The 13,587-nt window shown below is 35.2% G+C and carries 9 protein-coding genes and 3 pseudogenes; 6 read left to right on the top strand and 6 right to left on the bottom strand.

Features of this window, described 5'->3' with window-relative positions:
- Nucleotides 1-16: 16 nt before the first annotated feature.
- The 6 genes and pseudogenes from ACFIMM_RS06185 to ACFIMM_RS06160 form a co-directional block, all read right to left on the bottom strand.
- Entirely contained in the window at nt 17-502 is a 486-nt protein-coding gene (locus ACFIMM_RS06185; protein WP_375613004.1) for a hypothetical protein, read from the bottom strand.
- 392 nt (nt 503-894) lie between these two features.
- Nucleotides 895-1,296: pseudogene (locus ACFIMM_RS06180) on the bottom strand (DUF1499 domain-containing protein); the annotation flags it as partial.
- A 1,423-nt stretch (nt 1,297-2,719) separates the two neighbouring features.
- A complete protein-coding gene (locus ACFIMM_RS06175; RefSeq protein WP_375628221.1) occupies nt 2,720-3,505 on the bottom strand; it encodes a DUF1499 domain-containing protein in 786 nt (261 codons plus the stop codon).
- 531 nt (nt 3,506-4,036) lie between these two features.
- Nucleotides 4,037-4,577: pseudogene (locus tag ACFIMM_RS06170) on the bottom strand (hypothetical protein).
- Nucleotides 4,570-5,166, bottom strand: a complete 597-nt coding sequence (locus ACFIMM_RS06165; protein ID WP_375668227.1) for a DUF1214 domain-containing protein — start codon at nt 5,164-5,166, stop codon at nt 4,570-4,572. The pseudogene ACFIMM_RS06170 and the gene ACFIMM_RS06165 overlap by 8 nt, the downstream one beginning before the upstream one ends.
- Before the next feature lie 17 nt (nt 5,167-5,183).
- On the bottom strand, nt 5,184-7,334 hold the full coding sequence (locus ACFIMM_RS06160) for a transglycosylase domain-containing protein (RefSeq protein WP_375668226.1): 2,151 nt from the start codon (nt 7,332-7,334) through the stop codon (nt 5,184-5,186).
- Between the two features lie 346 nt (nt 7,335-7,680).
- Between ACFIMM_RS06160 and ACFIMM_RS06155 the strand changes: the two genes are divergently transcribed.
- The 6 genes and pseudogenes from ACFIMM_RS06155 (at nt 7,681) to ACFIMM_RS06130 (ending at nt 13,571) form a co-directional block, all read left to right on the top strand.
- Nucleotides 7,681-7,917, top strand: a complete 237-nt coding sequence (locus ACFIMM_RS06155; RefSeq protein WP_273723886.1) for a hypothetical protein — start codon at nt 7,681-7,683, stop codon at nt 7,915-7,917.
- Nucleotides 7,918-7,938: 21 nt separating this feature from the next.
- Nucleotides 7,939-8,604 carry a response regulator transcription factor gene (locus ACFIMM_RS06150; RefSeq protein ID WP_375649356.1) on the top strand — a complete coding sequence of 222 codons (666 nt, stop codon included), beginning with the start codon at nt 7,939-7,941 and terminating at the stop codon, nt 8,602-8,604.
- Nucleotides 8,604-10,022, top strand: a complete 1,419-nt coding sequence (locus ACFIMM_RS06145) for an ATP-binding protein (protein WP_375668225.1) — start codon at nt 8,604-8,606, stop codon at nt 10,020-10,022. The genes ACFIMM_RS06150 and ACFIMM_RS06145 overlap by 1 nt, the downstream gene beginning before the upstream one ends.
- Before the next feature lie 236 nt (nt 10,023-10,258).
- Complete coding sequence (locus ACFIMM_RS06140) at nt 10,259-11,029, top strand: tetratricopeptide repeat protein (RefSeq protein ID WP_375652309.1); 771 nt, start codon at nt 10,259-10,261, stop codon at nt 11,027-11,029.
- A gap of 77 nt (nt 11,030-11,106) precedes the next feature.
- Nucleotides 11,107-11,586 carry a cytochrome c maturation protein CcmE gene (ccmE, locus tag ACFIMM_RS06135; RefSeq protein ID WP_375692672.1) on the top strand — a complete coding sequence of 160 codons (480 nt, stop codon included), beginning with the start codon at nt 11,107-11,109 and terminating at the stop codon, nt 11,584-11,586.
- Between the two features lie 7 nt (nt 11,587-11,593).
- Nucleotides 11,594-13,571 (top strand): annotated as a pseudogene (locus ACFIMM_RS06130) (heme lyase CcmF/NrfE family subunit).
- The last annotated feature ends 16 nt before the right edge of the window (nt 13,572-13,587 follow it).

The following is a 13,587-nucleotide window of genomic DNA, read 5'->3' as shown; positions in this document are numbered from 1 at the left end:
TAACGGTTACATTTTTTTAAGTAATTATGCCTTTTCTAGCGGAGATTCCTTTGCTCATCGAAGTGTTGTCTTTACCGCTTGATAATTTCACGTTTTCCAATATCGTTGTGCCACTGTCATCAGTGTCTGATATAACGCCATAATCGGCTGCAATAACACCTCCTATCATCTTAAATGTACTACCATGCCATATTCCAACACCACTATGCAGCTGAGTATCGTTTGCACTTTTAATGGTTGTATCCCATAACTCAATTGAAGATTGGGTTCTAAGGACTACAGCATCCAAATCGTTGTTTATTGGATGACCTCCGGTCAGTGTTAAGTTTTTACCGATGACTTTTCCACCATTTGTTGTTTGAATATATTCATAAGTCTTGTTTGATACGTTTTTTACTTCTCCTTTATCAACTTCAAGAGATTCAGCATGTACGTTGAGATTTTTGCCAAAAAGCATAATTGCTGCGATAGCTGTACAGGAGAGTAAAGATTTTTTAGACATAGCTGTTCCTCCCTTATAAGCTCCGCATGTTCTCCCCGCTTAGAAGTAAGGAAAATAAACAATTTAAATTTTAATTACAATACTTACCTATTAGTTAATTTGTTATTATTTGTCAAATATTATAAATTTACTTTTTAATAAAATAAATCATTTTTATTGTTTAATACATAGTATATTAATAGTTAATATATATTAATACTTAAAATATTTTAAATAAAAACATCAAATGAGAGACAAAACAATATTTTTGTTATGAAATAAGTTAGGATTGAGATATTTTCGTTTAAAAGCTTTGTCCTGAAAGAGTAAAAGCACTTTCAGTAATAAGTAATAATAGTGCAAACAAATGACAGGTTGGTAGGGATTTTTCTGTTGGAAGTAAGTACAAGTTTCTACTCATCATCTTGAGAAAGAGGAAGTGACGAGATTTCTGTATCAAGCGCATCCATAAAATCGATAATAAAAACAGCATTAGTCCCCAAATCTCTTGGCGAATAACGAGAAGCAGAACGCATATCAACAAAAGTTGTATCCCCTTCACCAGTTAAACGAATAACAATATCTGAAATAAAGCCAAGGTAAAAAGTTTTTGCCATTGTTTCAATATAAAGCGCATCTTCTTCACCTTTAAACTTTTTTTGAGCCACAACTGGCCAATCATACGCAGCTAAAACATTGAGAACGGATTCGCGAATACGGTCAGGTGATCCATCATAACGGCGCCCCGATATTTCTGGCCATTGTGACATCTGTAATGTTGTTTGTTCAGTCAAAACACTTTTGAGCGGTAAAGCAATGCACAAGCTTGTAGGCATAATTATGTGTCTACAAACTTGACAGGAAGGTTTAGGTGCATAATTTTACAAAATTATATATTTAATTTGGATTTTTTTTATGAATGAGATTATTAGTATTATTGTAGAATTATTATTTTCTATAGGTGCTTTATTTATATTTTTCTATACATTGTTTTCATATTATAAATCTAAAGGTTATAGTAAAAAGGAAATTTGGAAAAAAAATTTTGTTAAGAATATTTTTGTTCGTTATATTATTTTCTATAATATTTTTTATTTATATACGTTATTTCTATGAACAATGATTATTCATTATTAATTTATAATTATAGATTAATTTGGAAATTTTATTTTTATATTATTTTACTTTATTAACTTTTGTATGATATAATATATATTAATGTTTATTGTTTTTATATATATTTAATTTGGATTTTTTATGAGTGATATTATTCGTATTATTGCAGAATTATTATCTTCTACATGTGCTTTCTTTATATTTTTCTATGCAATGTTTTTACGGTATAAATTTAAAGGTTATAGTAACAAAGAAATTGTGAAAAAAATGTTTTTAAGCACATTTTTGTTCATTATATTTGTTATATTACTTTCTATAACAGTTTTTATTTGTATACGTTATTTATATGAAAAATGATTATTTATTATCTTTATATAATAATATTTTTGATATTTTATTTTCAATATTTGTTTTTATATTTTTATTAAGTTATAGATAAAGTGGTGAAAGTTGGAAAAATAGTATAAAGGAAGCAATTAAGACATTTAGTGGGTTATTTTTGGCGTTTTGTTTTATTTATGTTGCGTTTAAATATATTAGATATTAGTATTTATATTTAAATTATGTTTGATGAAAAATTATTTTCATTTAAATAAGTTTCTATTATTTGTAATAATATATATATATTTTTTTTATTATGAAATTTCTTTATAAAATTGAAATAATCATTTATTGTAAAATACAGATGAATTTATGTGTATTTTATTGTTAATTTTTTCTGTAACTATATTACATATGCATCATATTTTATGATAAATGTATTTCATCTTTCTTGATGAGGGTGTATTTTTCTATTTTCATTGGAAAAATGCGCCTGTAAGAAATGCTTAATTTCCTTATTAGAGAAGTCTTCTTTCCTACTTTTATGATGAGATTTCTGAGCATAAAAAATATATGTAAAATCAATTATAGTATTTAAGTTTAGAATTTGAATTCAAATATTTTATCTATATGTCACGCGCTAAAAAGAGGCTATAAGTTGCTTTTGGGTGTTTAAAGAACTTGTCAGTAATGCTTATGGCCGTCGAGAGACGATAAATGTTTTGTGCGTTTCTGCACGTCTCAAAATTTATTTTTGAAATAAGCTAATTTAGTAAATGTAACTTACTATACTTCTAACCTCTACTCATTATCTTCAGCAAGAGGAAGTGAGGCGATTTCTGTATCAAGTGCATCCATAAAATCGATAATAAAAGCAGCATTTGTCCCCAAATCTCTTGGCAAATAACGAGAAGTAGAACGCATATCAACAAAAGTTGTATCCCCTTCATCAGTTAAACGAATAACAATATCTAAAATAAAGCCAAGGTAAAAAGTTTTTGCTCTCGTTTCGATATAAATTTCATTTTCTTCGCCTTTGAATTCTCGTTGCGCTACAACAGGCCAATCATACGCAGCTAAAACATTAAGAACGGATTCGCGAATACGGTCAGGTGAGCCATCATAACGGCGCCCCGATATTTCTGGCCATTGTGACATCTGTATTGCTGCTTGTTCAGTCAAAACACTTTTGAGTGGTAAAGCATCGCTGGGACGTATTGTGCGAAAAAAAGCCGGTGGTCTTTGTGTATCGGTAGAAACGTCGTAAAGAGCCGGTAAGGTAAACCAAAGTCCAAAAAAGAGCATCAATGGTGTGGCTGTTATCAACGAATAAATGATCCCTTTTAAAGCTTTCATTCCCCCTAGAGCACCATAGACCCACAAACTATGAAGTGCTTTAATAGCCAGAAAAAGAGAAATAATTACACAGCCAGTAGAGATTCCGATCAAAATTATGAAGTCAGTTACGTTAATGACGGAAAAACGTTGTAAAATGACTGAAAATAATAAAATAAAGAACGACAATCCACCAAATCGAGGGGACCATACTGCTGCTCTTGAAACGAACCGAACATATCTCTTCTTCATGAAGTTTTTCCCCTCGATTGTAAACTATAAGCCAAGTTTTTTCAGAGTGCTATCTTACAAAAAGCTTCTGCTCATAAACCAAAAATAAAGCACTTATTTTTGAGGTCAAGGATGCGTAATGTCTTATAAGTTTCCAGCGGTTATTTTAGCACTTCATTGAAAGTGATCAGTATTTCTTCTATAGTTTATCATGTTATTGATGCGAATTTTATGGGAATGTTTGTAAATAAAAAGAAATAAACTCAAATAACAAGTTCTACGGTTGTTAGCAGCATATATTTTTAGAACTTTACTCTTGATTTTTCTCTTCTGATTGCGGGGAGTTTTTTCTGTCAGATAATGCGTATCAAATAGGATATGATGATGTGCAATAGAGATTTCATTCTATCTCAATAAAAAATTTAGGGATCTACAATCAGATAAATCTGAATTCGAATATTTGATTAATAGAGAAAAAAGATAACCATTTTGATAGGCTTCATGTATTTTATAGAAAGGAAGGTGTTGTACAAATGAGAGGTTAGTCCGTTTTTATTCATAAAATATGCGGCAGGTTGCAGATGAAAGAAAAGCTTCACTTTCTTTTTTTGCAAGGGAAGAAGGGACAAAAATACGTAAAATAACAAACCCTTCATTCAAATTTTTAGCAACCAAAACTGAATTGGCATTTTTTTTTAGGTTTTGATTTTTTGAGTTCTATGATTTGTATTGGTTTTCCAATAATAAGATCGAGTGTCGCATCAGGGGCGGTTCGGTCATTAAGGCTATAGAAAATAATTCCGTCGTGTGTGTAGGCTGCTAGTGACCAAAATTGGCGTGTTTTCAAAGCTTTTAAATGAACAGGTCCATTTTCAAGATTAAATCTGCAGACTTTAAGAAGAAAGAGTGGATCAGCAGATTGCTGAATAGGATTATTGGGCGTAAAATCAACAAATTGATAAGGGGCTCCGGATTTTTTTAGTGCTGTCCATATATTATTTTGTGCCCAATAGGGGATGAGAAAGAGAACGCAAATATGAACGATAATAGCGCCAATGATTGCAAGAAGTGCGGTATAAATAAATCTAGTCACAATTTATTTGTCCTGATGGGATTTGTTCTATTGATGGCATTGTAAGCTTTTGTAATGCCGTTGCAGAGATGATTGAGGTATCGTATAAGGTAAGAATAAGCCCGAATTCTTTTTGACTAACTGTTGCAAGCCAATTGCCGGCTTGCGGTGTGGGTGAAATATTGATGCGCAATGAGCCATCATGCTCATAGATAATATTGTCAGTGTGGAGTTCAAAAGGTATTTCTTTGGATGAAGTATAGGGTTTAAGGGATTTGTCAGCTGTATAAAGGGTAAAAAGACGGGTTTCAGGGATGGTGCCTTTGAGCAAATAATGACAGTGAGGATGAAGTGGACGCCCTTGGTTATCTTGCCAAATCTGGAATTGAATACCTTCAGTTCGTCCGAGTGAAACAATGCCTCGTTTAGCGGTGTGGGCGCGGGTATAAGGATCCATATTAGCGGTTCCCACCTGTGGATAAGCACTCCATTTTCCAATTCTAAAGAGTCCAAAATGAGGAAAGGAATTGAGCACATAATCGACACTCAGTGTTCCACATAAAATGGAAAAAGCGAAGATAAAAAAGAAAATGGTGATATTAAAAAACATCAGTGAATATCTTGAATTCAAAATGTTGAATCTCCAGTTGTTTTCATTTTCAAAGAAATTACAGATGTTTTTTTCAGATCTTTGTTAATCAATCGCACAATATTCAATGTTTCAGGAGAAAGCGTAGAGGGTATTGGAGGAGGAACTTCAGAATCTGCATGGGAAGAAAGTACTGGGGGCTGATAAGGAAGGAGAGAATCTTTAACACCATAGAGCTGTTTGAGCATGATATTTTGATGTGCAGCAAGCATGATGCGATGCCATATCATGGCAGGAACGCCACCCCCAAAAGCACGATTCATCGGTGAAAAGTTATCATTTCCCATCCATACCGCTCCTGTATAATTGCCTGTAAAGCCAACAAACCAAGCATCACGATAAGATTGTGATGTTCCAGTTTTCCCAGCGACGAGAGTCATGGGTAGAGCAGCACGCTTACCAGATCCTCGTGTCGTGACACCCACCATCATTTGGTTCATATAAGCTGTTGATTGTTCATTCAGAACTCGGTGTAGTTTTTTTCCGTTATGTTCGAAATCCCACACGACACGACCATCAATTGTTTTGATTTGCGTAAACCCATGACGATTACCAGCTATCCCGCCATTCGCAAAGACATTAAAGCCAGTTGCTTGATCCATGGGGGTCATGTTGGAAGTGCCCAGAACCATCGTTTTGTGTGATAAAATATGCGCGTTAATCCCCATATTCTTGATGAGATCTATGATGGGTTGGGTATCACGGTTAAGATATTGATAGGTGAGATACACAGGGACTGTATTAATAGAAAAAGCTAAAGCTGTTGCTAAATCAATTTTCCCCAAATAACGGCCAGAATTATTTTTTGGTGTCCAACCTCCCCAATTGATAGGAGCATCTAAAACGATTGTCGAGGGAGACAGTCCGTGTTCCAGTGCGGTTGCGTAAACATAAGGTTTGAATGAAGAACCAGTTTGCCGTCCGCCTTGTGTTGCTCTGTTAAATTGGCTCTTTTTATAATCTTGTCCTCCAACAATTGCGCATACGGCACCGTTATTATCGAGTATAACGGTGGCAGCTTGGGTTACGCGATATTGTTGACCATATTGATGTAAATGATATGCGATTGATTCTTCTGCTGCTTTTTGAATATTCGGATCAAGGGTCGTTTGAATAATGAAACTATGGCTTGGAAGTTGATTACGCATTTTTTTGACTTCCTCGAATGCCCAATCAAGAAAATAATCTGGCTGATTATTTTCTCTTTGGGGAAGTGCCTTAGCAGGGTGGCGATGCGCATTGATAATTTGGCTCTTCGTCATAAAGCCACTATTAACAAGATTAGAAAGGACGATATTGGCACGTGTTTGAGCTGCAAAGAGATGACTATGAGGAGCATATTTTGTTGGAGCTTTAAAGAGTCCTGCTAACATAGCAGATTCACTTAAAGAGACATGACGTATGTTTTTTCCAAAATAAAATTTTGCCGCTGCGGCAATACCAAAATTGTTTCCTCCCATATAGGCTCGGTCAAGGTAAAGTTGTAAAATCTGCTTTTTGCTAAAATTTGCTTCTAGCCAAAGAGCAAGATAAGCTTCTTTGATTTTACGTGTTATGGTTCTTTCGTTTGTTAAAAATAAATTTTTAGCCAATTGTTGTGTGAGAGTTGAACCACCTTGCACCACACCTTTAGCTTGCATATTTTGTGAAATTGCCCGTGTAAGTCCTTGAAAATCAATGCCCCAATGATCAAAAAAACGACGGTCTTCTGTAGCGAGAACCGCTTTAATAACAGTGTCAGGCATTTCTTCAACGGGGACAGAGATTGCCGGCAGTGCACCACGGTGCCCAATGGAATTTCCATAGCGATCTAGAAAAAGAATGGAAAAGTTTTTAGGAGAAGACCAATCTGTTTTGGTCAGTTCAAAAACAGAAATGCCCAAAATAGTGAAAAGAGTAAATCCCAACAACCCTAATGTCAGTATTTCATCGAGAACTTCAACGATAAAACGTTTCCATCCTTGAAGATGAAAATTTTGTGAGACGATTTTTGCCTTTTTCCAGAAAAAACTGTTAGCAGAACGAATGTGATAAAGCGCTGTGTCTAATCGTGCGTCTAATTCAATGAGAGCAGGACTATGAAATGGCTTACGGTGTTGCCCTTTCTTTTTTTTAAAAAAATCAAACATTTAAAGAGAGCCTATGGCAAAGCAATACAACCAAACAAATCTACAATAATTATATGGAGTAGAAGTATTTTTTTTCTATAGTTCTAACAGAGAAAGAATTTGTTTTAGAATTATGCATTTTTTGTAAGATAGTATATTAATATTTTATTATTTTATTGAATAAATTTTATTCTCATTATTAAAAATATTTTTTTGATTTTTTAAAAATTTGGAGTAATGTTAATATGTTCTTCTGTAAGATAGAGGATAAATTGTTTTCATTTGTGATTTTTTAATCGACTAAAAAAAACCATTATTTCTTTTATCCTTTATCAAGGAAGAGAAGAGATGGGTTATTGAAATATTTATGATGAAAAAAAAATTCTTGTTCGTAATAATAGCAGCTTTTTTAGGAGCAGATTCTGTTCTAGCTTCTGGGTGTGCTGAAGTAGGTAAGAAGGCTGCCGCACAAGAGAGCGGGGTTCTCGTCCGTTCAAAACCGGTTGTTCAGGATGGAAAGGACATGTGTGCAATTGTAGTTGTTGTACCAGCCCGTAATGGTGAAAAGTTACGTCGTGTTGAGTTTTTTGTTCCTGCTGATTAGTCTTTAGCAGATGGTGTTGTGATGCGTATCTTAATCGTTGAAGATGATCGGAATCTTCACCATCAATTAGCAGAAGCTGTAAGACGTGCAGGATATGTTTCCGATAGTGCTTTCGATGGTGAAGAGGCTTATTTTTTAGGGAGCACAGAGTCTTACGACGCGGTGATACTTGATATAGGTTTACCGCAGATTGATGGTATTAGTGTTGTTGAAAAGTGGCGTCAAGAAGGGCTCTCCATGCCTGTTTTAATGCTAACGGCGCGAGACCGTTGGTCTGATAAGGTGCGCGGTATTGATGCTGGAGCTGACGATTATGTTGTGAAGCCATTTCATTTGGAGGAGGTGATGGCGCGCTTGCGAGCATTAATTCGTCGCACTACGGGACATGCGACAAGTGCATTATGTTGCGGAAATGTTTTGTTGGATACAAAGACGTCTCGTGTTTTTGTGGATGGTCAATTGATTAAACTAACATCTTATGAATTCAGACTGCTTTCGTATCTCATGCATCATTGTGACAGGGTCATTTCAAGAACAGAGCTTACTGAACATCTTTATGATCAGGATTTTGATAAGGATTCGAATACGGTGGAAGTCTTTGTAGGTCGGTTACGGAAAAAGCTTGGAGTGAATTTGATTGAAACTATTCGAGGAATGGGATATCGCGTGAGAACGCGAGGTGATTAATGAATGTTTTTGAAGAGAATAATTGGTATAGGAGGTTCTTTTTTGTAATTACTCGATCTCTCAGTTTACGTGTTATGATCTTATCAACATTATGGGTTGTTATTTCTCTTTTATCGATTTCTGCAGTAAGTATTTTATTTTATAAGCGTTCGACTGAACAAAGCCTAGAGCGTATCCTTTCTGCTCAACTCTACAGTCTTATTGCAACAGTGACGGTGTCATCGGAAGGTACTTTGATAGGAGGGGCTGGGATTGATGATATTCGTTATTCTGATCCAACAACAGGATGGTATTGGGAAGTTGTTGCGATATCCCATAATTTAAAAGGAAGATTGACATCTCCCTCATTGGGAACAGGCGAGATATTTACACCAAGTGATGTTGATATACCTTTTGACAATAAATTCTTTCGCTCTTATCGGATAACGGGGAACAATGGTCAAAAGCTACAAGTGATTGAGAGTGATGTTGTTCTTGATAATAAAAATCATATTGCACGTTTTCGGCTTGTTGGGAATATCGATGAAGCTCATGCCCAGGTAAAGGAATTTAAGCGAACTTTGCAAATTTTTCTTTGGAGTTTCGGTATCGGGAGCGTTCTTATTAATATTGCTATTATTTTCTTTAGTTTTCAACCGTTGAAGCTTATTCGATATGCATTGAATGATATTCGCGAAGGAAGAGTTCATTATGTGAATACGGATTTAGTAAGCGAAGTGATGCCGCTTGTACAAGAGATGAATGCTCTCATTAATAATAATCAGCGTATTATCGAGCGATTTCGCACACAGGTTGGTAATCTCGCGCATTCATTGAAGACGCCTCTATCCGTGATTATGAATGAGACAGATAAGATGCGCGGAGAAAAGGCTAGTTTGTTGAGAGAGCAAACGCAAATAATGCAAGCTCAAATCAATCATTATCTTCAGCGTGCGCGGATTGCAGCACAATGCGATAGTGTTGTCTATCATACGTCTGTTCGCAGTGTGCTTGAACGCTTGGTGCGGGTTATGAAAAAGCTTAATCCTGAAAAACAAATTCAATTTATTATGGATGTTGATGATATTGTTTTTTCTGGAGAGAAGGAAGATTTAGAAGAAATTATAGGGAATTTGATTGAAAATGCTACTCAGTGGTCTCGCGCAAAGGTTTTGATCTCTTGTTGTTTAGAAGAAAATGCTGAAGAAACAGAATATTTTAGTATCTTTGTAGAAGATGATGGTCCTGGTTTAACAGAAGACAAAATTGATGAAGCATTAAAAAGGGGGCGGCGGTTTAATGAAAGTAAACTAGGGTCAGGCTTAGGGTTAGCAATTGTTTCAGATATGGTCAGTGAATATGGTGGGAATCTCTTTTTATCCCGTTCTGATTTGGGTGGGTTATATGCAAAAGTTTTATTACCTAAGATGGGAGAATAACATATTTTCTCCTTAAGCAAGAAATGTCTATAAAGTTTGTAAAGCAGTATTTTCAGATAATACATCAAAGAGTAGGGAAACATTGTTTTTAGTTTCTTTGTTTAATTGATATATATATAATAGATTTTATAATATTCTCCATGAAAAAATGAATTTTTATTAATTCACATCACTTTTCTCATGAAGAGGATAAAATGTAAGCGAGTTATTCTCTGTTCGTATTGGAAAAAAACGATATGCTCTTATTGATTTTTGCAGCATTTTTTCTGATTTTTCTGGCAAGTGTTCTTTTTCTTTCACTACGTTTTGATGATGAGATAAAAAAAGAATGGAAAGTTCAAACCGTGGATGGTTATAGAAGCCATAAGCGTATGATTGAGTTTAACAAGCTTTATATGCATTATAAAAAAAGAAATATTCTTAAGGCTTTAAGTATCTTGTTTGTTCTCCTTATGACATGGAATATTTATGGGCTGACAGGCAATCCAGAAGTGAAAAGTTATTTTTTTAGCGAATTAATGGATAAGGATCCTCAAACTCTTAGTAAGCAAGAAAAGCTTATTCGTTTACAAGTGCTTTTTTTCCGTGCACCTCATGATGGCAAGCTAGCAGATGCGTTAGCGGTAGGGTATCTCGAAGAAAGCCTTTTTCAAGAAGCAGTGAATACTTATTTAGATGCACTTCGTTTGAATGGAGAAACAGCTCCAAGGCTTGTAGGATACGGTTTAGCATTGGTTGGTTATGAAGGGGGAGTGATAACGCAAGAAGCGCAAAATGCTTTTCAAAAAGCAGCAGATTTAGCGCCAACAGATTTTTATCCACGTTTATTGTTAGCCGATGCATTGCATCAAGCAGGAAAAACTGCACAGGCAGTGCAATTTTTACAAAGCTTTCTTGATACAATGCCTGAAAATTTTTCAGGACAATCACGTGTTAAAAAAATGATGATTCAGTTACGTGATTTATCGAGTAAGCATACAAAGAAAAGAAATCTTGCACCTATGTAGAAGATGTGCAAAGCTCTTAAAAAATAAAATATTGATACTTAATTATAACGTATTTAAAATTTTTTCGCAGAGTGTCTATGAACAGTCAATCTTTAAAGAATTCTGCCTCATGGAAGGTTATTTTAGAGCAGCGAAAAAATAAGCGCTTACTGATCATATTATTATGTTGTTTGGTTATGACAATTGCAGCAAGTCTCATAGTGTATGCAATGCGTCATGCGGTCAGTTTTTTTAGAATGCCCTCTGAAATTACAAGAGAAGATATTTTAACGGAGCGCCCTTTGCGTTTGGGTGGCTTTGTTGAAAAGGGAACTGTTCAATATGTTGGAGAGAGAGGCGTTGTTTTTTTTGTAACGGATAACAAAAAACATGAAAAAGTAGTTTTCAATGGTGCCTTACCGGATCTTTTTCGTGAAGGTCAGGGGGTGATCGTAGAAGGGCATTTCGATAAACAGGGCTTTTTTATAGGGATGCGTATTTTAGCAAAACATGATGAAACTTATATGCCTAAAGAAACAGCTGATCGTTTGAAAAAACATTACATTATGGAGAAATAATTCGATTGTGCTTGTCGAACTGGGTCATATTTTTTTAGCTGCAGCATTTTCAGTAAGCTTATTAGGGGCATTTTTACCTGCTTTAGGTTTTTGGTGGAGAGAGCGTTTGTTAATGCAAACAGTTGTTCCTCTAACATATATCACTTTTACATTACTGCTTTTATCTTTTTTAGTGATAATTTATGCTTATGTCGTATCTGATTTTTCTGTTTTGAACGTTGTTGAGAATTCTCATTCAGAAAAACCGATGCTCTATAAAATTACAGGTGTTTGGGGCAACCACGAAGGCTCTATGTTGTTATGGGTTTTAAGTCTTGCTTTTTTTAGCGCATTGATGGCTTTTTTTAGCCAACATTTGCCAGAAGATTTTAAGACGCTTGTTTTAATTTGCCAAAGTTGGATTACAACTGCTTTTCTTTTATTTATTCTTTTTGTATCCAATCCATTTTTACGCGTAAATCCACCAGCATTGCAGGGAAATGGTCTCAATCCTCTTTTACAAGATATCGCATTAGCAATTCATCCACCGCTACTTTATTTAGGTTATGTCGGTTTTTCACTTTGTTTTTCTTTTGCCGTTGCGGCATTGATTATGGGACAGGTTGATAGAATTTGGGCGCGTGGGATTCGTCCGTGGCTTTTACTTGCTTGGTGTTTTTTGACATTGGGTATTATGGTTGGCTCTTATTGGGCTTATTATGAGCTAGGATGGGGGGGGTATTGGTTTTGGGATCCTGTTGAAAATGTTTCGTTTATGCCGTGGCTTTCAGGAACGGCTCTTTTACATTCTGCTCTTGTTCTCGAAAAACGAGAAATATTGAAAAGTTGGACTCTGTTTTTAGCGCTGCTTACTTTTTCCCTTTCTCTGATGGGAACTTTTCTTGTGCGTTCTGGGCTTTTAGTTTCTGTTCATAGTTTTGCTGTTGATCCAGCACGCGGGCAAGCAATTCTTGCTCTTTTATTTTTTTACGGGAGCTGCTTTTCTTCTTTTTGCTTTGCGTACCCCTATTTTAAAAACAGAAAGATTTTTTCAACCAATTTCACGTGAAGGGTTTATTGTTTTAAATAACTTGTTACTGACAACAATAACAGCAACAGTATTGATTGGTACGCTTTATCCTTATTTTATTGAGATATTAACAGGGCAAAAAATTTCTGTAGGGGCTGCTTTTTTTAATCTTACCTGTGGACCGCTAATGGTTTTGCTGTTGTTGTTTGTTCCATTTGGGACAATGATGGCATGGAAACGCGGTGATTTTCTTGCAGTTTTTGAACGCTTGTGGTTTGTTTTTGTATTGGTTGGTATCGTCTGTTTTATAATATTCTATGCGACATCTGTGCGTGATATTTTTGCAGTTTTAGGGATTGGGCTTTCAGCGTTTGTTTTTTTAGGCAGTTTAGCGGATCTATGGGGAAAGAGTGGATATGGCAAGAGAGCTTTTTCAGTACGCGTTAAGAGATTTCTTGGATTGCCATGGTCTACTTTTGGTGCAGCAATAGCACATATGGGATTAGGCGTTACATTATTTGGTATTGTTTGCGTAGCAAGTTTTGGGCAAGAACGTATTTTAATCATGAACGAAGGGGATAGGGTGACGATAGCGGATAAAACGCTTCATTTTGATGCAGTGTATGATGGTGTTGGTTCGAATTATTCGACAATGGAGTTTTATTTTAAAATATATGAAAATAAAAACATTGTAGGTCATGTAACAGCCTCAAAGCGATTTTATTCAAGCCAAAATACATCAATAACAGAAGTTGGTCTTAAAAATCATGGCTTATCACAGCTATATATTGTACCGGGACATATTGATAATCGGGGTCTCGTTGTGCACGTATGGTGGAAGCCTTATGTAATATGTATTTGGTTAGGGGCATTCATGATGGCTATGGGGGGATGTCTTTCTCTTTTGGGGTATTGGTTTCGCATTGGCATGTACAATAGGGTAGTGCTTGCTTTAAATTTTTGGAAAAGACATTGAGATGAAAAAAATTCTT

This window comes from Bartonella sp. AP258QHHD (assembly GCF_042196145.1).
Lineage (GTDB): Bacteria > Pseudomonadota > Alphaproteobacteria > Rhizobiales > Rhizobiaceae > Bartonella.
The sequence above is the reverse complement of the archived record's forward strand: the minus strand, read 5'-3'. Positions and strand labels throughout refer to the sequence as shown.

What these genes read in the sequence shown, in the direction of transcription:
- ACFIMM_RS06155 (WP_273723886.1), top strand. Translation starts at nt 7,681, where the DNA reads ATGATGAAAAAAAAATTCTTGTTCGTAATAATAGCAGCTTTTTTAGGA.
- ACFIMM_RS06150 (WP_375649356.1), top strand. Translation starts at nt 7,939, where the DNA reads ATGCGTATCTTAATCGTTGAAGATGATCGGAATCTTCACCATCAATTA.
- ACFIMM_RS06140 (WP_375652309.1), top strand. Translation starts at nt 10,259, where the DNA reads ATGCTCTTATTGATTTTTGCAGCATTTTTTCTGATTTTTCTGGCAAGT.
- ACFIMM_RS06145 (WP_375668225.1), top strand. Translation starts at nt 8,604, where the DNA reads ATGAATGTTTTTGAAGAGAATAATTGGTATAGGAGGTTCTTTTTTGTA.
- ccmE (WP_375692672.1), top strand. Translation starts at nt 11,107, where the DNA reads ATGAACAGTCAATCTTTAAAGAATTCTGCCTCATGGAAGGTTATTTTA.
- ACFIMM_RS06165 (WP_375668227.1), bottom strand. Translation starts at nt 5,166, where the DNA reads ATGTTTTTTAATATCACCATTTTCTTTTTTATCTTCGCTTTTTCCATT.
- ACFIMM_RS06160 (WP_375668226.1), bottom strand. Translation starts at nt 7,334, where the DNA reads ATGTTTGATTTTTTTAAAAAAAAGAAAGGGCAACACCGTAAGCCATTT.
- ACFIMM_RS06175 (WP_375628221.1), bottom strand. Translation starts at nt 3,505, where the DNA reads ATGAAGAAGAGATATGTTCGGTTCGTTTCAAGAGCAGCAGTATGGTCC.
- ACFIMM_RS06185 (WP_375613004.1), bottom strand. Translation starts at nt 502, where the DNA reads ATGTCTAAAAAATCTTTACTCTCCTGTACAGCTATCGCAGCAATTATG.